18 protein-coding genes and 1 tRNA gene are annotated in these 18,838 nt (G+C 53.9%); 15 read left to right on the top strand and 4 right to left on the bottom strand.

Translation table 11 applies throughout. The annotated features are described in order from the left end of the window. From ACJ9N4_RS16525 to mtr, 12 genes are all read left to right on the top strand, one after another. Nucleotides 1-77, top strand: a tRNA-Met gene (locus tag ACJ9N4_RS16525). Nucleotides 78-284: 207 nt separating this feature from the next. Further along, nucleotides 285-737, top strand: a complete 453-nt coding sequence (gene rimP / locus ACJ9N4_RS16520) for a ribosome maturation factor RimP (RefSeq protein WP_152082405.1) — start codon at nt 285-287, stop codon at nt 735-737. 28 nt (nt 738-765) lie between these two features. Next, a complete protein-coding gene (nusA, locus tag ACJ9N4_RS16515) occupies nt 766-2,268 on the top strand; it encodes a transcription termination factor NusA (protein ID WP_028017046.1) in 1,503 nt (500 codons plus the stop codon). Between the two features lie 24 nt (nt 2,269-2,292). Next, nucleotides 2,293-4,983 (top strand): translation initiation factor IF-2, encoded by a 2,691-nt coding sequence (gene infB, locus ACJ9N4_RS16510; protein ID WP_182272766.1) that lies wholly within the window; start codon nt 2,293-2,295, stop codon nt 4,981-4,983. A 102-nt stretch (nt 4,984-5,085) separates the two neighbouring features. After that, on the top strand, nt 5,086-5,490 hold the full coding sequence (gene rbfA / locus ACJ9N4_RS16505) for a 30S ribosome-binding factor RbfA (protein ID WP_006687890.1): 405 nt from the start codon (nt 5,086-5,088) through the stop codon (nt 5,488-5,490). After that, nucleotides 5,490-6,440, top strand: a complete 951-nt coding sequence (gene truB, locus ACJ9N4_RS16500; protein WP_182272765.1) for a tRNA pseudouridine(55) synthase TruB — start codon at nt 5,490-5,492, stop codon at nt 6,438-6,440. The genes rbfA and truB overlap by 1 nt, the downstream gene beginning before the upstream one ends. A 155-nt stretch (nt 6,441-6,595) precedes the next feature. Beyond that, nucleotides 6,596-6,865 carry a 30S ribosomal protein S15 gene (gene rpsO / locus ACJ9N4_RS16495; RefSeq protein ID WP_003861789.1) on the top strand — a complete coding sequence of 90 codons (270 nt, stop codon included), beginning with the start codon at nt 6,596-6,598 and terminating at the stop codon, nt 6,863-6,865. A gap of 242 nt (nt 6,866-7,107) precedes the next feature. Beyond that, nucleotides 7,108-9,246, top strand: a complete 2,139-nt coding sequence (gene pnp / locus ACJ9N4_RS16490; protein ID WP_395121911.1) for a polyribonucleotide nucleotidyltransferase — start codon at nt 7,108-7,110, stop codon at nt 9,244-9,246. Nucleotides 9,247-9,355: 109 nt separating this feature from the next. Continuing rightward, nucleotides 9,356-10,240 carry a lipoprotein NlpI gene (gene nlpI, locus ACJ9N4_RS16485; protein ID WP_182919004.1) on the top strand — a complete coding sequence of 295 codons (885 nt, stop codon included), beginning with the start codon at nt 9,356-9,358 and terminating at the stop codon, nt 10,238-10,240. A 107-nt stretch (nt 10,241-10,347) separates the two neighbouring features. Next, the gene (gene yrbN, locus ACJ9N4_RS16480; protein WP_097533792.1) at nt 10,348-10,428 is read left to right on the top strand and encodes a protein YrbN; all 81 of its coding nucleotides are present in this window, start codon (nt 10,348-10,350) and stop codon (nt 10,426-10,428) included. Next, on the top strand, nt 10,421-12,310 hold the full coding sequence (locus ACJ9N4_RS16475; protein ID WP_182272762.1) for a DEAD/DEAH family ATP-dependent RNA helicase: 1,890 nt from the start codon (nt 10,421-10,423) through the stop codon (nt 12,308-12,310). Before yrbN ends, ACJ9N4_RS16475 begins: the two co-directional genes overlap by 8 nt. Before the next feature lie 142 nt (nt 12,311-12,452). Further along, on the top strand, nt 12,453-13,697 hold the full coding sequence (gene mtr / locus ACJ9N4_RS16470; protein WP_411500653.1) for a tryptophan permease: 1,245 nt from the start codon (nt 12,453-12,455) through the stop codon (nt 13,695-13,697). A 50-nt stretch (nt 13,698-13,747) separates the two neighbouring features. Here the strand turns inward: mtr and ACJ9N4_RS16465 are convergent, their stop codons facing one another. The 3 genes from ACJ9N4_RS16465 to ACJ9N4_RS16455 all read right to left on the bottom strand — a co-directional run bounded on the left by ACJ9N4_RS16465 (nt 13,748) and on the right by ACJ9N4_RS16455 (nt 16,834). Continuing rightward, nucleotides 13,748-14,749, bottom strand: coding sequence for a luciferase-like monooxygenase (locus tag ACJ9N4_RS16465; protein WP_182919002.1), 1,002 nt, complete (start codon nt 14,747-14,749; stop codon nt 13,748-13,750). A gap of 203 nt (nt 14,750-14,952) precedes the next feature. Beyond that, nucleotides 14,953-15,831, bottom strand: a complete 879-nt coding sequence (locus ACJ9N4_RS16460; protein WP_182272759.1) for a U32 family peptidase — start codon at nt 15,829-15,831, stop codon at nt 14,953-14,955. A 7-nt stretch (nt 15,832-15,838) separates the two neighbouring features. Next, nucleotides 15,839-16,834 carry a peptidase U32 family protein gene (locus tag ACJ9N4_RS16455; protein ID WP_182919000.1) on the bottom strand — a complete coding sequence of 332 codons (996 nt, stop codon included), beginning with the start codon at nt 16,832-16,834 and terminating at the stop codon, nt 15,839-15,841. A 221-nt stretch (nt 16,835-17,055) separates the two neighbouring features. On the opposite strand from ACJ9N4_RS16455, the gene ACJ9N4_RS16450 reads away from it, so the two are divergent. Together ACJ9N4_RS16450 and ACJ9N4_RS16445 are read left to right on the top strand one after the other, a co-directional pair. After that, nucleotides 17,056-17,580, top strand: coding sequence for an SCP2 domain-containing protein (locus tag ACJ9N4_RS16450; protein WP_182272757.1), 525 nt, complete (start codon nt 17,056-17,058; stop codon nt 17,578-17,580). Then, nucleotides 17,574-18,077, top strand: a complete 504-nt coding sequence (locus tag ACJ9N4_RS16445; RefSeq protein ID WP_182272756.1) for a GNAT family N-acetyltransferase — start codon at nt 17,574-17,576, stop codon at nt 18,075-18,077. The genes ACJ9N4_RS16450 and ACJ9N4_RS16445 overlap by 7 nt, the downstream gene beginning before the upstream one ends. Here ACJ9N4_RS16445 and ACJ9N4_RS16440 read toward each other — a convergent pair. Beyond that, complete coding sequence (locus ACJ9N4_RS16440) at nt 18,064-18,393, bottom strand: GIY-YIG nuclease family protein (RefSeq protein ID WP_182272755.1); 330 nt, start codon at nt 18,391-18,393, stop codon at nt 18,064-18,066. The two genes, ACJ9N4_RS16445 and ACJ9N4_RS16440, sit on opposite strands and share 14 nt — an antisense overlap. Before the next feature lie 14 nt (nt 18,394-18,407). Here ACJ9N4_RS16440 and ACJ9N4_RS16435 point away from each other — a divergent pair, with 14 nt between their 5' ends. Further along, nucleotides 18,408-18,836 (top strand): YhbP family protein, encoded by a 429-nt coding sequence (locus ACJ9N4_RS16435; RefSeq protein WP_182272754.1) that lies wholly within the window; start codon nt 18,408-18,410, stop codon nt 18,834-18,836. Nucleotides 18,837-18,838: the final 2 nt, after the last annotated feature.

The raw sequence follows: 18,838 nt of genomic DNA, 5'->3' as shown, positions 1-18,838 counted from the left end.
CGCGGGGTGGAGCAGCCTGGTAGCTCGTCGGGCTCATAACCCGAAGGTCGTCGGTTCAAATCCGGCCCCCGCAACCATTTTCCCATAAAGTCATTTTTCAAATATACTGTGAAGACTTAGAGCCTTCGTAGCTGGATTTGAAAAAATTCTTTCGGAAAGTGCTCCAGGCCACCGTTGTGGCTATAGGGTTCAGTTATCTAAAGCCCCGATTTATCGGGGTTTTTTGTTATCTGACTACAGAATAACTGGGCTTTACGCCCTTTTTTTATGTCTTGGGGGTGGGCTTGTCCACATTAGAGCAAAAATTAACAGAGATGATTACTGCACCGGTCGAAGCACTGGGCTACGAACTGGTCGGCATCGAATTCGTTCGCGGCCGTACATCGACGCTGCGCATCTATATTGATAGTGAAGATGGCATCAATGTTGATGATTGTGCTGATGTTAGCCACCAGGTGAGCGCGGTTCTTGATGTTGAAGACCCAATTACCGTTGCGTACAACCTGGAAGTTTCCTCACCTGGCCTCGATCGTCCGATGTTCACGGCCGAGCACTATGTGCGCTTTACCGGTGAAGAAGTGGCTCTCGTTCTGCGTATGGCCGTACAGAACCGCCGTAAATGGCAGGGAATTATCAAAGCCGTTGATGGTGAAATGATCACGGTGGCAGTCGAAGGCAAAGATGAAGTGTTCGCGCTGAGTAATATCCAGAAGGCGAACCTGGTTCCCCACTTTTAACAGTCTGGATTGAGGTGAAAAGCCCGCGATGAACAAAGAAATTTTGGCTGTTGTTGAAGCCGTCTCCAACGAGAAATCACTGCCGCGTGAAAAGATTTTCGAAGCGCTGGAAAGTGCACTGGCTACAGCAACCAAGAAAAAATACGAACAAGAGATCGATGTTCGCGTAGAAATCGATCGTAAAAGTGGTGACTTCGATACATTCCGTCGTTGGGTAATTGTTGAAGAAGTGACCCAGCCGACTAAAGAGATCACGCTGGAAGCGGCACGTTTTGAAGACGAAAGCCTGAACGTGGGCGAGTACGTTGAAGACCAGATTGAATCTGTGACCTTCGACCGTATCACTACCCAGACCGCAAAACAGGTTATCGTGCAGAAAGTTCGCGAAGCCGAGCGCGCGCTGGTTGTTGACCAGTTCCGCGATCAGGAAGGCGAGATCATTACTGGCGTGGTGAAGAAAGTTAACCGCGACAACATCTCTCTGGAGATCAAATCCGAAGGGATGCCGGGTAATGCTGAAGCCGTGATCCTGCGTGAAGACATGCTGCCGCGTGAAAACTTCCGTCCAGGCGACCGTATCCGTGGTGTTCTGTACGCTGTGCGTCCAGAAGCGCGTGGTGCTCAGCTGTTCGTGACCCGTTCTAAACCAGAAATGCTGGTTGAACTGTTCCGTATCGAAGTACCGGAAATTGGCGAAGAAGTTATCGAAATCAAAGCCGCTGCTCGTGATCCGGGTTCCCGCGCGAAAATCGCAGTAAAAACCAACGACAAGCGTATCGACCCGGTCGGTGCTTGCGTCGGTATGCGCGGTGCGCGTGTTCAGGCGGTTTCGACCGAGCTGGGTGGCGAACGTATCGATATCGTTCTGTGGGATGATAACCCGGCACAGTTCGTGATCAACGCAATGGCTCCGGCGGATGTGGCATCTATCGTTGTTGACGAAGACAAACATACGATGGATATCGCGGTTGAAGCGGGCAACCTGGCGCAGGCAATCGGCCGTAACGGTCAGAACGTACGTCTGGCGTCACAGCTGAGCGGTTGGGAACTCAACGTGATGACCGTTGATGACCTGCAGGCTAAGCATCAGGCTGAAGCCCATGCGGCGATTGATACCTTCACCAAATATCTGGACATTGACGAAGATTTCGCCACCGTTCTGGTTGAAGAAGGTTTCTCAACGCTTGAAGAACTGGCCTATGTGCCAATGAAAGAGCTGCTGGAAATTGACGGTCTGGATGAACCAACCGTTGAAGCCCTGCGTGAACGCGCTAAAAACGCACTGACCACCCTGGCACTGGCTCAGGAAGAAAGCCTTGGCGATAAGAAGCCGGCTGATGACCTGCTGAATCTGGAAGGTCTTGATCGTGCGATTGCGTTCAAGCTGGCTGCCCGTGGTGTTTGTACGCTGGAAGATCTCGCTGAGCAAGGCGTTGATGACCTGGCTGATATCGAAGGTTTAACCGACGAGAAAGCCGGCGAACTCATCATGGCCGCACGTAATATTTGCTGGTTCGGCGACGAAGCGTAATAAACTGTAGCAGGAAGGAACAGCATGACTGATGTAACTGTAAAATCGCTGGCTGCCGAGATTCAGACCTCCGTGGACCGCCTGGTACAGCAATTTGCTGATGCAGGGATCCCGAAGTCCGCTGATGATTCGGTGACGGCGAACGAAAAACAAACCTTGTTAGCGCACCTGAACCGTGAACACGGCTCTACGCCTGACAAGCTGACGCTGCAGCGCAAAACGCGCAGCACGTTGAATATCCCTGGTACCGGTGGTAAAAGCAAATCGGTACAAATTGAAGTCCGCAAGACGCGCACCTTTGTAAAACGTGATCCGCAAGAGGCAGAACGCCTTGCCGCGGAAGAGCAGGCACAGCGTGAAGCGGAAGAACAAGCTCAGCGTGAGGCGGAAGCAACTGCCAAACGTGAGGCAGAATTAAAAGCTGAACGTGAGGCCGCAGAAAAAGCGAAACGCGACACCAGTGATAAAGTGAAGCGTGAAGCTGCGGAAAAAGACAAAGTGAGCAATCAACAGACAGACGAAATGACCAAAACCGCCCAGGCTGAAAAAGCCCGTCGTGAAAATGAAGCTGCTGAGCTGAAGCGTAAAGCGGAAGAAGAAGCACGTCGCAAGCTCGAAGAAGAAGCTCGCCGTGTGGCTGAAGAAGCACGCCGTATGGCAGAAGAAAACGAGAAGAACGGTGTTGATACCGCTGAGCAGTCTGAAGACACCAGCGATTACCACGTAACCACTTCTCAGCACGCGCGTCAGGCTGAAGATGACAACGACCGTGAAGTTGAAGGCGGCCGTGGCCGTGGTCGCAACGCGAAAGCAGCGCGTCCGGCGAAGAAAGGCAACAAACACGCCGAGTCTAAAGCTGACCGTGAAGAAGCTCGCGCAGCTGTTCGTGGTGGTAAAGGCGGCAAACAGCGTAAAGGTTCTTCTCTGCAACAGAGCTTCCAGAAGCCTGTTCAGGCGGTTAACCGTGACGTTGTGATTGGCGAAACCATCACCGTTGGCGATCTGGCGAACAAGATGGCGGTTAAAGGCTCTCAGGTCATCAAAGCGATGATGAAACTGGGCGCAATGGCGACCATCAACCAGGTTATCGACCAGGAAACCGCACAGCTGGTTGCCGAAGAGATGGGCCACAAAGTTATCCTGCGTCGTGAAAACGAGCTGGAAGAAGCAGTAATGAGCGACCGTGATACAGGTGCTGCGGCTGAACCGCGTGCACCGGTCGTGACCATCATGGGTCACGTTGACCACGGTAAAACCTCTCTGCTTGACTACATTCGTTCTACGAAAGTGGCTTCCGGTGAAGCGGGTGGTATTACCCAGCACATCGGTGCATACCACGTAGAAACCGATAACGGCATGATCACCTTCCTGGATACCCCAGGCCACGCCGCATTTACCTCAATGCGTGCTCGTGGTGCTCAGGCGACCGATATCGTGGTTCTGGTTGTTGCTGCCGACGATGGCGTAATGCCTCAGACCATCGAAGCTATCCAGCACGCGAAAGCGGCGGGTGTGCCGGTTGTGGTTGCAGTGAACAAGATCGATAAACCAGAAGCGGATCCAGATCGCGTTAAAAACGAGCTGTCCCAGTACGGCATCCTGCCAGAAGAGTGGGGCGGTGAAAGCCAGTTCGTACACGTGTCTGCGAAAGCAGGTACCGGTATTGATGACCTGCTGGACGCAATCCTGCTGCAGGCTGAAGTGCTGGAGCTGAAAGCGATTCGTAACGGTATGGCGAGCGGTGCGGTTATCGAGTCCTTCCTGGATAAAGGCCGTGGCCCGGTTGCAACCGTTCTGGTTCGCGAAGGTACGCTGCATAAAGGCGATATCGTACTGTGTGGCTTTGAATACGGCCGTGTTCGTGCAATGCGTAACGAACTGGGTCAGGAAGTACTGGAAGCTGGCCCGTCCATTCCAGTGGAAATCCTGGGTCTGTCCGGTGTTCCGGCTGCCGGGGACGAAGTGACCGTTGTACGTGACGAGAAGAAAGCGCGTGAAGTTGCACTGTACCGTCAGGGTAAATTCCGTGAAGTTAAACTGGCTCGTCAGCAGAAATCTAAACTCGAGAACATGTTCGCGAACATGGCTGAAGGCGAAGTTCACGAAGTGAACATCGTTCTGAAAGCAGACGTTCAGGGTTCTGTGGAAGCGATTTCCGACTCCTTGCTGAAACTGTCTACTGACGAAGTTAAAGTGAAGATCATCGGTTCTGGTGTAGGTGGTATCACCGAAACCGACGCGACCCTGGCTGCAGCGTCCAACGCTATCCTGGTTGGCTTCAACGTGCGTGCTGATGCATCTGCTCGCCGCGTGATTGAATCAGAAAGCCTGGATCTGCGTTACTACTCCGTCATCTATAACCTGATCGACGAAGTGAAAGCAGCGATGAGCGGTATGCTGTCTCCGGAACTGAAACAGCAGATCATCGGTCTGGCTGAAGTTCGTGACGTGTTCAAATCACCGAAATTCGGTGCGATCGCGGGCTGTATGGTTACCGAAGGTACCATCAAACGTCACAACCCAATCCGCGTACTGCGTGACAACGTGGTTATCTACGAAGGCGAGCTGGAATCCCTGCGCCGCTTCAAAGATGACGTTAACGAAGTCCGTAACGGTATGGAATGTGGTATCGGCGTGAAGAACTACAACGACGTTCGCGTTGGCGATATGATCGAAGTGTTCGAAATCATCGAGATCCAACGTAGCATCGACTAATCCAGCAAGGATCAGTCCATGTGTAGGCCGGGATCGCCTCGCGCCACCCGGCAATAATTTTAAAAAGGGGCTTTAGCCCCTTTTTTGTCTGGAGAATTTATTATGGCGAAAGAATTTGGTCGCCCACAGCGCGTAGCGCAGGAGATGCAGAAAGAGATCGCTCTCATCCTGCAACGCGAAATTAAAGATCCACGCGTGGGCATGATGACCACCGTGTCTGGCGTTGAAATGTCCCGTGACCTGGCGTATGCCAAAGTGTTCGTGACCTTCCTGAACGACCAGGACGAAGCTGCTGTGAAAAATGGCATTAAAGCGCTGCAGGAAGCATCTGGCTTCATCCGCTCTCTGCTCGGTAAAGCAATGCGCCTGCGTATCGTGCCTGAGCTGACCTTCTTCTACGACAACTCGCTGGTCGAAGGTATGCGTATGTCCAACCTGGTGACCAGCGTGGTGAAACACGACGACGAGCGTCGTGTTAACCCGACGGACGACAGCAAGGAGGACTGATGAGTCGTCCTCGTCGTCGTGGTCGCGACGTGCATGGTGTGCTGTTGCTGGATAAACCCCAGGGCGCATCCAGCAACGACGTGCTGCAAAAAGTTAAGCGTATTTTTAACGCCAACCGCGCGGGCCATACTGGTGCGCTGGATCCGCTGGCAACCGGTATGCTGCCGATCTGCCTGGGGGAAGCGACAAAGTTTTCCCAGTATCTGCTGGATTCCGACAAGCGTTATCGGGTGATCGCAAAACTCGGTCAGCGTACTGATACCTCTGATGCCGATGGTCAGGTAGTTGAAGAGCGCCCGGTCACTTTTAGCGCTGAGCAGCTGGATGCCGCGCTGGAGAGTTTCCGTGGCGACACGCTGCAGGTGCCGTCAATGTATTCGGCACTGAAGTATCAGGGTAAAAAACTCTACGAATATGCGCGCCAGGGCATTGAGGTTCCGCGTGAAGCCCGCCCGATTACCGTGTATGAACTGCTCTTTATTCGCCACGAAGGTGATGAACTGGAGCTGGAAGTCCACTGTTCGAAAGGCACCTATATTCGTACCATCATCGATGACCTGGGCGAGAAGCTGGGCTGCGGTGCGCATGTTATTTACCTGCGTCGTCTGGCCGTCAGTAAATACCCGGTTGAGCGAATGGTGACCCTTGAACACCTTCGCGCGCTGGCTGAACAGGCTGAAGAGCAGGGGATCTCCCCGGCTGATTTGCTTGACCCGCTGCTGATGCCGATGGACAGTCCGGCAGCAGACTTCCCGATCGTTAATCTTCCTTTAACATCGTCCGTTTACTTTAAAAACGGAAACCCGGTTCGCACAACGGATGCGCCGCAGGACGGTCTGGTACGCGTGACTGAAGGTGATGACGGTAAGTTTATCGGCATGGGTGAAATGGATGGCGAAGGGCGCGTTGCGCCGCGTCGTCTGGTGGTGGAATATCCGGTCGAAGGCTAAAGGCGATAACGGCTCACCTTGCGATAAGCAGGGGAGACGAGTAGAATATCGCCGCTTAACGATCTGCAAATTGTTTAACAACCTGCGGGTCGTATACTGGGATTGCTGAATTAGAGATCGGCATCCTTACATTCTTTATATTCTGGAGTTTGAAAATGTCTCTAAGCGTTGAAGCTAAAGCTAAAATCGTTTCTGAGTTTGGTCGTGGTACTAACGACAGCGGTTCTACCGAAGTTCAGGTTGCACTGCTGACTGCACAGATTAACCACCTGCAGGGTCACTTTGCAGAGCACAAAAAAGATCACCACAGCCGTCGTGGTCTGCTGCGCATGGTTTCTCAGCGTCGTAAACTGCTCGACTACCTGAAACGTAAAGATGTTGCACGTTACACCGCGCTGATCGAGCGTCTGGGTCTGCGTCGCTAAGTCTTGCGAGTTTCAGAAAAGGGGGCCTGATGGCCCCTTTTTTCAACCAGACGGCAGCAATTCACTGGAAACTATTGTATTGTTGCTATAAATGATCTTCATTGCAGAGGTTCGCGCGGCTAATGAGAGGCTTCACCCATGAGGGTGTCGGTTGTCATTAGTCGCGAGGATGCGAAGAAGATCGGGTTAAATCGTCAGCACACCGGTGGTGTGCTGTCAAACATTTGAGAAAGGACAGAATTTTGCTGAATCCGATCGTTCGTAAATTCCAGTATGGTCAGCATACCGTCACGCTGGAAACCGGCATGATGGCACGTCAGGCTACTGCTGCTGTTATGGTAAGCATGGATGACACTGCGGTATTCGTGACCGTAGTTGGCCAGAAAAAAGCAAAACCAGGTCAGGACTTCTTCCCTCTGACCGTGAACTACCAGGAGCGTACTTACGCTGCCGGTAAAATCCCGGGTGGCTTCTTCCGTCGTGAAGGCCGTCCAAGCGAAGGCGAAACCCTGATTGCGCGTCTGATTGACCGCCCGGTGCGTCCACTGTTCCCGGAAGGCTTCGTTAACGAAGTGCAGGTTATCGCGACCGTTGTTTCCGTTAACCCACAGGTTAACCCGGACATCGTGGCGATGATCGGTGCGTCCGCTGCCCTGTCTCTGTCTGGTATTCCATTCAACGGCCCAATCGGTGCTGCGCGCGTCGGTTACATCAACGACCAGTACGTACTGAACCCAACGCAGGAAGAGCTGAAAGAAAGTAAGCTGGACCTGGTGGTTGCAGGTACTGAAGCGGCGGTTCTGATGGTTGAATCCGAAGCTGAACTGCTGAGCGAAGACCAGATGCTGGGTGCTGTGGTATTTGGCCACGACCAGCAGCAGGTTGTTATCCAGAACATCAACGAACTGGTGAAAGAAGCCGGTAAACCACGTTGGGACTGGCAGCCAGAAGCGGTTAACGACGTGCTGAATGCACGCGTTGCGGCACTGGCAGAATCTCGTCTGAGCGATGCTTACCGCATCACCGACAAACAGGAGCGTTATGCTCAGGTTGACGTGATCAAGTCTGAAACCATCGCGACGCTGGTTGCTGAAGACGAAGCGCTGGACGCTAACGAACTCGGTGAAATCCTGCACGCTATCGAGAAAAACGTTGTTCGTAGCCGCGTACTGGCAGGCGAGCCGCGTATCGATGGCCGCGAAAAAGACATGATCCGTGGTCTGGACGTTCGTACTGGCGTGCTGCCACGTACTCACGGTTCTGCACTGTTCACCCGTGGCGAAACTCAGGCGCTGGTTACCGCAACGCTGGGTACCGCACGTGACGCACAGATCATCGATGAACTGATGGGCGAGCGCACTGATAGCTTCCTGTTCCACTATAACTTCCCTCCGTACTCCGTAGGTGAAACCGGTATGGTGGGTTCACCGAAGCGTCGTGAAATTGGTCACGGTCGTCTGGCGAAGCGCGGCGTGCTGGCTGTGATGCCAGAAGCTGATAAATTCCCGTACACCGTTCGTGTGGTTTCTGAAATCACCGAATCCAACGGTTCTTCTTCAATGGCTTCCGTGTGTGGCGCATCTCTGGCGCTGATGGATGCAGGCGTGCCAATCAAAGCCGCTGTTGCGGGTATCGCAATGGGTCTGGTGAAAGAAGGCGACAACTTTGTTGTTCTGTCTGACATTCTGGGCGACGAAGACCACCTGGGCGATATGGACTTCAAAGTAGCGGGTTCCCGCGACGGTATCTCTGCGCTGCAGATGGATATCAAAATTGAAGGTATCACCAAAGAGATCATGCAGGTTGCTCTGAACCAGGCTAAAGGTGCGCGTCTGCACATCCTGGGTGTGATGGAACAGGCAATCAACGCACCACGCGGTGATATCTCTGAATTCGCTCCACGTATCCACACCATCAAGATCAATCCAGACAAGATCAAAGATGTTATCGGTAAGGGCGGTTCCGTTATCCGTGCTCTGACCGAAGAAACGGGCACCACCATCGAAATCGAAGATGACGGTACTGTGAAGATCGCAGCAACCGACGGCGAGAAAGCGAAATTTGCTATTCGTCGCATCGAAGAAATTACTGCAGAAATCGAAGTGGGCCGCATCTACAATGGTAAAGTGACCCGTATCGTTGACTTTGGCGCATTCGTTGCCATCGGTGGCGGTAAAGAAGGTCTGGTACACATCTCTCAGATCGCTGACAAGCGCGTTGAGAAAGTGACCGATTACCTGCAGATGGGTCAGGAAGTACCGGTTAAGGTTCTGGAAGTTGACCGTCAGGGCCGTATCCGTCTGAGCATTAAAGAAGCAACCGAGCAGTCTCAGCCAGCTGCTGCGCCAGAAGCACAGGCCGCAGAACAGCAAGGCGAGTAAGGTTGCCATTTGCCCTCCGCATTGCGGAGGGCCTATTATCAGGCAGGACGCCTTGTTAAGCCGCCGGGGGACAGGACGTTCATCCAATTGTTGTCTTCGGGAGTGGGAAATGAAGCCTTTTTTGCGCTGGTGTTTCGTTGCGACAGCTTTAACGCTGGCAGGATGCAGCAACTCTGCCTGGCGTAAGAGCGAAGTCCTCGCAGTGCCATTGCAACCGACTTTGCAGCAGGAAGTGATTCTGGCACGCATGGAACAAATTCTTGCCAGTCGGGCTTTAACCGATGACGAACGCGCACAGCTTTTATATGAGCGCGGAGTGTTGTATGATAGTCTCGGTCTGAGGGCATTAGCGCGGAATGATTTCTCACAAGCGCTGGCTATCCGACCTGATATGCCTGAAGTATTCAACTACTTAGGCATTTATTTAACGCAGGCAGGCAATTTTGATGCTGCCTATGAAGCGTTTGATTCTGTACTTGAGCTTGATCCAACTTACAACTACGCGCACTTGAATCGCGGTATCGCATTGTATTACGGCGGTCGTGATAAGTTAGCGCAAGATGATCTGCTGGCGTTTTATCATGACGATCCTAATGATCCTTTCCGTAGCCTGTGGCTTTACATCGTTGAGCGAAAGCTTGATGAGAAGCAGGCCAAAGAAGCACTGAAACAGCGCTTCGATAAATCGGACAAGGAACAATGGGGATGGAACATTGTCGAGTTCTACCTGGGCAACATTAGCGAAGCAACGCTGATGGAACGCCTCAAGGCGGACGCAACGGATAACACCTCGCTCGCTGAGCATCTCAGTGAAACCAACTTCTATTTAGGTAAGTACTACCTAAGTCTGGGGGATAAGGACAGCGCTACGGCACTGTTCAAATTAGCGGTTGCTAACAACGTACACAACTTCGTTGAGCACCGTTATGCATTGTTGGAATTATCGCTCTTGGGCCAGGAGCACGACGACCTGGCAGAATCGGACCAGCAATAGCTGACGACATAAACATCAGCCCGTAATCTTTTGATTGCCATCACCTTAACTGGTGAGGGCGTTGTTGTTCGTCAATACATCTAATTTGAGCCGGTTCACACTTTTCAATGAAAATTGCAGATCATTTTCACGATGAGCTAAGTAGACTGGCCGCCATTGACATTGAGGCACTCGTACTACATGGCTGAATTCGAAACCACTTTTGCAGATCTGGGCCTGAAGGCTCCTATCCTTGAAGCCCTTAACGATCTGGGTTACGAAAAACCATCTCCGATCCAGGCAGAATGTATCCCACATCTGCTCTCTGGTCGTGACGTGCTGGGCATGGCCCAGACTGGTAGCGGTAAAACTGCGGCGTTCTCGCTGCCGCTGCTGAACAACATCGATCCCGATCTGCGTGCTCCGCAGATCCTCGTCCTGGCTCCAACCCGTGAACTGGCTGTTCAGGTTGCAGAAGCAATGACGGAATTCTCTAAACATATGCGCGGCGTAAACGTGGTAGCCCTGTACGGCGGCCAGCGTTATGACGTGCAGTTACGTGCCCTGCGCCAGGGTCCACAGATTGTTGTCGGTACGCCGGGCCGTCTGCTGGATCACCTGAAGCGCGGTACTCTGGATCTCTCTAAACTGAGCGGCCTGGTACTGGATGAAGCAGATGAAATGCTGCGTATGGGCTTCATCGAAGACGTAGAAACCATCATGGCGCAGATCCCGGAAGGTCATCAGACCGCACTGTTCTCTGCAACCATGCCAGAAGCAATTCGTCGCATTACCCGCCGCTTCATGAAAGAGCCGCAGGAAGTGCGTATTCAGTCCAGCGTTACCACTCGCCCGGACATCAGCCAGAGCTACTGGTCTGTGTACGGCATGCGCAAAAACGAAGCGCTGGTACGTTTCCTGGAAGCGGAAGATTTTGATGCGGCGATTATCTTCGTTCGTACCAAAAACGCGACCCTGGAAGTGGCTGAAGCTCTGGAGCGTAGCGGCTACAACAGCGCAGCGCTGAACGGCGACATGAACCAGGCCCTGCGTGAGCAGACTCTGGAGCGTCTGAAAGACGGTCGTCTGGATATCCTGATTGCAACCGACGTGGCAGCACGTGGGCTGGACGTTGAACGTATCAGCCTGGTTGTGAACTACGACATCCCAATGGATTCCGAGTCTTACGTTCACCGTATCGGCCGTACAGGTCGTGCAGGTCGTGCTGGCCGTGCGCTGCTGTTCGTTGAGAACCGCGAGCGTCGTCTGCTGCGTAACATCGAACGTACTATGAAGCTGACCATTCCAGAAGCTGACCTGCCAAACGCAGATCTGCTGGGCAAACGCCGCCTGGAAAAATTCGCCGCCAAAGTTCAGCAGCAGCTGGAAAGCAGCGATCTGGATCAGTACCGTGCGCTGCTGTCGCAGATCCAGCCTGTTGCTGAAGGCGAAGAACTGGACATGGAAACCCTGGCTGCAGCACTGCTGAAAATGGCTCAGGGCGAACGTAGCCTGATCGTGCCACCAGATGCACCGATGCGTCCTAAGCGTGAATTCCGTGACCGTGACGATCGTTTCGAACGTCGTGGCGACCGTAATGACCGTGGCCCACGTGGTGACCGTCCAGAGCGTGGCGGTGAAGACCGTCCACGTCGTGAGCGTCGTGACGCTGGCGAAATGGAACTGTACCGCATTGAAGTTGGCCGTGATGATGGTGTTGAAGTTCGTCACATCGTTGGCGCGATCGCTAACGAAGGCGACATCAGCAGCCGTTACATTGGTAACATCAAGCTGTTCGGTTCTCACTCCACCATCGAGCTGCCAAAAGGTATGCCGGGCGAAGTACTGCAGCACTTTACTCGCACCCGTATCCTGAACAAGCCGATGAACATGCAGCTGCTGGGCGATGCACAGCCACGTCCTGACCGTGGTGGCGAACGTCGTGGCGGTGGTCGTGGTTTCGGTGGCGAACGTCGTGAAGGCGGTCGCAGCGAAGGTCGCGGTGGTGAAGGTCGTCGTTTCTCCGGCGAACGTCGCGAAAGCCGTGGCCCACGTCGTGACGAAGGCTCAAGCCGTCGCCGTGACGCGTAAGCCTTACGCAACTGACGTAAAGTAAAATATACAGCCCCGATAAACACTATCGGGGCTTTTTTTATTCCTTTTGTACTCCTGTACTGGTACAGTGCTGCACATTAAAATGCATCACCGCATTATTGACTGGAGAAATGGCTGTATGGCGACACTAACCACCACCCAAACGTCACCTTCGCTGCTTGGCGGTGTGGTGATCATCGGCGGAACCATCATTGGTGCCGGGATGTTTTCCCTGCCAGTGGTTATGTCCGGTGCGTGGTTCTTCTGGTCGCTGGCGGCGCTGGTCTTTACCTGGTTCTGCATGCTCCATTCCGGGTTGATGATCCTCGAAGCTAACCTGAACTACCGCATTGGTTCGAGCTTCGACACCATCACCAAAGACCTGCTGGGCAAAGGCTGGAACCTGGTGAACGGCCTCTCCATTGCATTTGTGCTCTATATCCTCACCTACGCATACATTTCTGCGAGTGGTTCGATTCTGCACCATACCTTTGCGGAGATGTCGCTGAACGTCCCGGCCCGTCTGGCGGGGCTATGCTTCGCGCTGGGCGTGGCGTTTATTGTCTGGCTGAGTACCAAAGCGGTCAGTCGCATGACGGCAATCGTGCTGGGTGCGAAGGTCATTACCTTCTTCCTGACATTCGGCAGCCTGCTGGGGCACGTTACCCCGGCGACGCTGTTTAACGTGGCAGAAGTGAATACCTCTTATACGCCGTACCTGTTGATGACCTTGCCGTTCTGTCTGGCGTCGTTTGGCTATCACGGTAATGTGCCGAGCCTGATGAAATATTACGGCAAAGATCCGCGTACGATTGTGAAGTGTCTGGTCTACGGTACGCTGCTGGCGCTGGGACTGTATGTAATTTGGCTGCTGGGGACGATGGGTAACATTCCGCGCCCTGAATTTATCGGTATTGCACAGAAGGGCGGTAACATTGATGTGCTGGTTCAGGCACTGAGCGGGGTACTGAACAGCCGCAGTCTGGATCTGCTGTTGGTGGTGTTCTCCAACTTTGCCGTGGCGAGTTCCTTCCTCGGCGTAACCCTGGGCCTGTTTGATTATCTGGCGGATCTGTTTGGCTTTGATGATTCGGCAATGGGGCGTTTCAAAACCGCGCTGTTGACCTTCCTGCCGCCGGTTGTCGGTGGTCTGCTGTGGCCGAACGGTTTCCTGTACGCCATTGGCTATGCCGGGTTGGCTGCGACTATCTGGGCGGCAATTGTCCCGGCACTGCTGGCGCGTAAATCGCGTAAACGCTTCGGTAGCCCGAAATTCCGCGTCTGGGGCGGCAAACCGATGATTGCGCTGATTCTGGTGTTCGGTTTTGGCAACGCGCTGGTTCACGTCCTGTCGAGTTTTAACCTGCTGCCTGTCTACCCGTAAAATCTCTTGTTGCCCTCTCCCACAAGGAGAGGGCAACAAACCGCACCACGCTACATTTCCTCTTTCACCTGCATTGCCAGCTCAAACGAGTGCAAACGCGCCTGGTGATCGAAAATCTGTCCGTTAACCATAATTTCATCTGCCTGCGTCTCACGCAGCACCGCTTCCAGCCCGTGACGGATTTTTGTTTTATCCCCCACCAGAGACATACTCAGCGCCTGTTGCACACCATACTGTTCGGAAGCCGACCACAGCTGATGCATATTCTCCACCGGTGGCGGTAGCTGTCCCGTCTCGCCGCGCCGCAATTTCACAAACGCCTGCTGCATGGAGGTAAACAGGAATTCTGCGTCGCGGTTACTGTCGGCGGCAATGATATTGATACACACCATCGCGTACGGTTTTTCCAGACGTTCGGACGGTTTAAAGTTGGTGCGATAGAGATGCAGCGCCTGGTGCAGCATATCCGGCGCGAAGTGCGAGGCAAACGCAAACGGCAGCCCCAGCTGCGCGGCGAGCTGTGCGCTATAAAGGCTTGAGCCTAACAGCCAAACCGGGATCTTCTCGCCGTAGCCTGGCACCGGGCGTACATGCGGATTCGGATCTCGCGCATCGAACCAGTCCACCAGTTCAGCAACATCACGCGGGAAATTGTCGATGTCGCCGCTCATATGGCGACGCAGGGCGCGCATGGTCGGCTGGTCACTGCCTGGCGCACGCCCCAGCCCTAAATCAATCCGGCCTGGATAAAGGGTATTCAGGGTACCAAACTGCTCGGCTATCACCAGTGGAGCGTGGTTCGGCAGCATCACACCGCCCGACCCCAGGTGGAGTGTGGTGGTATTGGCTGCCAGGTAACCAATCAGCACTGAGGTTGCGGCGCTGGCGATCCCCACCATATTGTGGTGCTCGGCCAGCCAGTAGCGGTGATAACCTCGTTTCTCGGCCAGACGGGCAAGATCCAGAGAGTGTGAAAAAGCAACTCCAGCCGAGGAACCTTGAGGGATCGGAGCCAGATCCAGCACCGAAAACGGAAGGGTTTTATCAGTCATAACAGCTCACTTTGTCGACGGTGAATCTTTTAATAGTGCATTAAAAATTACTAACCGTTGTTAACAAAGTGAGCTTTTACACTTCATCCTTCACGCTGTCTCTGTGTTGGCTGCGTCTGTTCACCCCAGTCACTTACTTGAGTAAGCTCCTGGGGATCCTCAGACTTGCCGCCTTGATGCAACTTGAATGATGTTGTGTAAATTTACGCCTGCAGCTCCAGCCCGGCGAGGCGTTTCCAGTAGCCATTACAGTCGCTGTTGGCCGTCAGCGCCAGGGGAGAGGCACCGTTTTCATTGGCGCGGAATGCGTCCAGCATCGCGAAGACTTCCGTATCCAGCGGTGACAGGCGTACCACGTCCACCAGCCCTTTCATCGATGCCAGCTCGTTGCCGAGGTTATAGACATAGCCACTCATGGTCTGAATACCGTTGAGGACAAATACCTGCTGATTTTCCTGCGACAGCATACTGCGTCCGTTTGGATATTTTATGCAGCAGGTTTCGCATTCGTCTTTCGGACGGTCTTCCGAACGGGCGGTAAAACAACGTGCGGAGTAGGCCAGCGGCAGATGCCCGTAGCTCAGCACTTCCACTTCAAACTGATTGCGGATCCCCAGCTCTTCGCACTGAGTCAGCAGGTTTGCCAGCCAGTCGCGGGAGAGTTCTACCGGCATACACCAGCGGGTCATACCCTGTTTCAGCAACAGGCGCAGTGTCACCGCGTTATAGCAGTTCAGCGCATGTCCGGCGACAAACGGCAGTTTGCGTTCGGCGCACATATTCACCACGCCTAAATCGCTGGCCTCCAGAAGGAACTCACCGTTTTCGACATAGCGCTTCAGCTCACCCAGTTCAGATGAGGCCTGAACCAGTGCCAGCGTCGACAACACAACCTGTTTGCCACTTCCCGCCAGGCTTTTGGCCATATCCAGCCAGTCACCCACTTTTGTTGCCCGGCGCTTGCTGCATACCGCTTCGCCGAGGTAAATCACATCTGCGCTGCTGGTCGCGGCCTGTTGATAAAAATCTTCCAGCGTCTCTTTTGGCCAGTAGTAGAGCACTGGCCCTAATGAATATTTCATGGTTATCTCACTGCCATTTACGGTGATACGCGCCAAGCGTGGTTTGTGTACCTTCAGACATCGCGCCGAGCGTCTCCATCCAGACAGGTTGCGGGGCATAGTTCTGCGGATCGGCCATGCAACGGTCGATGGCCTGACGCCAGACTTTTGCCACCTGGCTCACGTAGGCCGGGCTGCGCTGGCGGCCTTCAATTTTCACAGAGGCAATATTGGCAGCCAGCAGTTCCGGCAGCAGCTCCAGCGTGTTGAGGCTGGTGGGCTCTTCCAGGGCGTGATAACGCTCGCCGTCGACCAGGTAGCGGCCTTTGCACAGCGTCGGGTAGCCAGCGTTTTCACCGTCCTGATAGCGGTCAATCAGCACTTCATTCAGGCGAGACTCCAGCCCCTGCGGCGTTTGCTGCCAGCGAACAAAGCGGGCAGGTGAGCAGGCTCCGACGGTATTCGGTGATTCACCGGTTAAATAGGAGGAAAGATAGCAACGCCCTTCGGCCATGATGCACAGACTGCCAAAGGCAAAAACTTCCAGCGGCACTGGCGTGACGCGTGCGAGTTGCTTAACCTGATGAATAGAGAGCACGCGCGGCAGCACGACGCGGGCAACGTCAAAATGACGATGGTAAAAACGCACGGCCTCTTCGTTGGTGGCGGATGCCTGAACGGAGACGTGGCGCTCAATATGTGGGTAGCGTTCTGCCGCATACTCAAGCATGGCGAGGTCGGCCAGAATCAACGCATCTGCACCCAATTGCGCCGCCATGTCCACCGCGCGCTGCCAGCGTGCGTAGCCATCAGGATGGGCAAACGTGTTGATGGCGATATGCAGCTTACGGCGGTGCTGGTGTACGAAGTTAACGGCTTCCTGAAGCTTTTTCTCCGTAAAGTTGAGGCCAGCAAAATGGCGGGCGTTAGTATCGTCTTTCAGCCCGATATAGACCGCATCGGCCCCATTTTCGATGGCCGCCTTAAGCGCCGGAAGGTTTCCGGCAGGGCAGAGCAGCTCCATAATTTATCCTGATGTAAGTCGATCACTGCGATCGCAAAATTGTTAACGAGCTGGGATTTTAATTAACCCATACGCGACAATTTTTGATTTAAGGCAGCTAATGGCGTATTGATGACACCAATAATGAGGTACACCGGACGACAGTTTGTTGATTTACGCCGCTATGTTGTCCTCCGGATATGGCAAAATAACCGGATTATTGCTATCAGGGAGTAAAGCTCGTGCTGGATAAACTGCGTTCACGTCTCGTACAATTTGGGCCATCAATGCTGAGCGTGCCGGTAAAACTGGCACCGTTCGCGCTTAAACGCCAGGTGCTGGAGCAGGTGCTGAGCTGGCAGTTTCGCCAGGCGCTGCAGGACGGCGAGCTGGAGTTTCTGGAAGGCCGCTGGCTAAGTATTGAAGTCCGTGATATCGGGCTGCGCTGGTTTACTTCGGTTGAGAATAACCAGCTGATCGTACGAGAGTCCGCCGAAGCGGATGTGAGCTTTAGCGCCAATGCCAGCGATCTGTTGATGATCGCCGCGCGTAAGCAGGATCCGGATACGCTCTTCTTCCAGCGCCGTCTGGTGATTGAAGGTGATACGGAACTCGGTCTGTACGTCAAAAATTTAATGGATGCCATTGAGCTGGAGCAGATGCCGAAAGCACTGCACGTGATGTTGATGCAAATGGCAGATTTCGTTGAGGCCGGGCTGAAAACCCCGCCGGAAAGTAAACACACTTCAGTAGGTGAGCCATGCTGATTCGAGTTGAAATTGGGATTGATGCACCGGGTATCGATGCGTTGTTACGCCGTTCTTTTGCGAGCGATGCAGAAGCCCAACTGGTCCACGATCTCCGCGAAGACGGCCTGATTACGCTGGGGCTGGTTGCCACCGATGACGAAGGGCAGGTGGTTGGCTATGTCGCCTTCAGCCCGGTGACAGTTCAGGGTGAAGAGCTACAGTGGGTAGGAATGGCACCGCTGGCGGTCGATGAGAACTACCGTGGTCAGGGGCTGGCGCGTCAGCTGGTTTATGAAGGGCTGGACTCGCTGAATGAGTTTGGCTACGCCGCCGTGGTGACGCTGGGCGAACCGGCACTCTATAGCCGTTTAGGTTTCGAGCAGGCGGCGCATTACGATCTGCGTTGCCGCTGGCCGGGCACTGAATCCGCCTTCCAGGTACACCGTCTGGCAGATGATGCGCTAAACGGCGTGAATGGCCTGGTAGAGTACCACGACCACTTCAATCGGTTTTAACCAGGCTCTCGCGTAGCGCCTCAAAGGAGCCGTCTCCGGTGACGAGGCGCTCTTTCTGGCGCTTCGTCAGCTGCTTAATGCGGTATTCCATTCTGAGCGCCAGCGATCTGTCCCCCACGGGCGCTGAAAAGGCGAGCTGTAATTCCCCTTTCCCCCGCAGCGCTTTTGCCCCTTTCCCCGTTTGATGTTGCAGGAAACGCCGCGCCACATCGGTGGTTATTCCGGTGTAGAGGGCATTATCAGCGGTTCGGACAAGATAGAGAAACCAGCACACGGTATACAGATTCAGTATGTTAAGGTGAGCGCACCATAGCATGAGAGAGAACGAAAATGGAAACACTGGCCGCCATTAACCGCTGGCTGGCGAAGCAGCATGTTGTTACCTGGTGTGTGTATGACGCAGGTGAAATGTGGTGTGCAAACGCGTTCTACTACTACGATCCCGTACGCGTGGCCTTTTATGTCCTGAGCGAAGATAAAACGCGTCATGCACAAATGACGGGGCCACAGGCGAAGGTGGCGGGTACGGTCAACGGCCAGCCGAAAACGGTCGCGCAGATCCGCGGGGTGCAGTTCAAAGGAGAGATCCGCCGTCTGGACGGGGAAGAAAGCGAGGTACAGCGTAAACACTACACTCGCCGTTTCCCGGTTGCGCTTGCGTTTAAAGCGCCGGTGTGGGAAATCCGCCTTGATGAGCTAAAATTCACAGATAACACACTGGGATTTGGTAAAAAAATCCACTGGCTACGTCAGGAGTAGCG

This window comes from Enterobacter sp. LM3 (genome assembly GCF_046622475.1).
GTDB lineage: Bacteria > Pseudomonadota > Gammaproteobacteria > Enterobacterales > Enterobacteriaceae > Enterobacter > Enterobacter cloacae_P.
Note: the sequence above shows the minus strand (reverse complement) of the source record. Positions and strands in the feature narration are given on the sequence as shown.

What these genes read in the sequence shown, in the direction of transcription:
- nusA (WP_028017046.1), top strand. Translation starts at nt 766, where the DNA reads ATGAACAAAGAAATTTTGGCTGTTGTTGAAGCCGTCTCCAACGAGAAA.
- infB (WP_182272766.1), top strand. Translation starts at nt 2,293, where the DNA reads ATGACTGATGTAACTGTAAAATCGCTGGCTGCCGAGATTCAGACCTCC.
- rbfA (WP_006687890.1), top strand. Translation starts at nt 5,086, where the DNA reads ATGGCGAAAGAATTTGGTCGCCCACAGCGCGTAGCGCAGGAGATGCAG.
- truB (WP_182272765.1), top strand. Translation starts at nt 5,490, where the DNA reads ATGAGTCGTCCTCGTCGTCGTGGTCGCGACGTGCATGGTGTGCTGTTG.
- rpsO (WP_003861789.1), top strand. Translation starts at nt 6,596, where the DNA reads ATGTCTCTAAGCGTTGAAGCTAAAGCTAAAATCGTTTCTGAGTTTGGT.
- nlpI (WP_182919004.1), top strand. Translation starts at nt 9,356, where the DNA reads ATGAAGCCTTTTTTGCGCTGGTGTTTCGTTGCGACAGCTTTAACGCTG.
- yrbN (WP_097533792.1), top strand. Translation starts at nt 10,348, where the DNA reads ATGAAAATTGCAGATCATTTTCACGATGAGCTAAGTAGACTGGCCGCC.
- ACJ9N4_RS16475 (WP_182272762.1), top strand. Translation starts at nt 10,421, where the DNA reads ATGGCTGAATTCGAAACCACTTTTGCAGATCTGGGCCTGAAGGCTCCT.
- mtr (WP_411500653.1), top strand. Translation starts at nt 12,453, where the DNA reads ATGGCGACACTAACCACCACCCAAACGTCACCTTCGCTGCTTGGCGGT.
- ACJ9N4_RS16465 (WP_182919002.1), bottom strand. Translation starts at nt 14,749, where the DNA reads ATGACTGATAAAACCCTTCCGTTTTCGGTGCTGGATCTGGCTCCGATC.
- ACJ9N4_RS16460 (WP_182272759.1), bottom strand. Translation starts at nt 15,831, where the DNA reads ATGAAATATTCATTAGGGCCAGTGCTCTACTACTGGCCAAAAGAGACG.
- ACJ9N4_RS16455 (WP_182919000.1), bottom strand. Translation starts at nt 16,834, where the DNA reads ATGGAGCTGCTCTGCCCTGCCGGAAACCTTCCGGCGCTTAAGGCGGCC.
- ACJ9N4_RS16445 (WP_182272756.1), top strand. Translation starts at nt 17,574, where the DNA reads ATGCTGATTCGAGTTGAAATTGGGATTGATGCACCGGGTATCGATGCG.
- ACJ9N4_RS16440 (WP_182272755.1), bottom strand. Translation starts at nt 18,393, where the DNA reads ATGCTATGGTGCGCTCACCTTAACATACTGAATCTGTATACCGTGTGC.
- ACJ9N4_RS16435 (WP_182272754.1), top strand. Translation starts at nt 18,408, where the DNA reads ATGGAAACACTGGCCGCCATTAACCGCTGGCTGGCGAAGCAGCATGTT.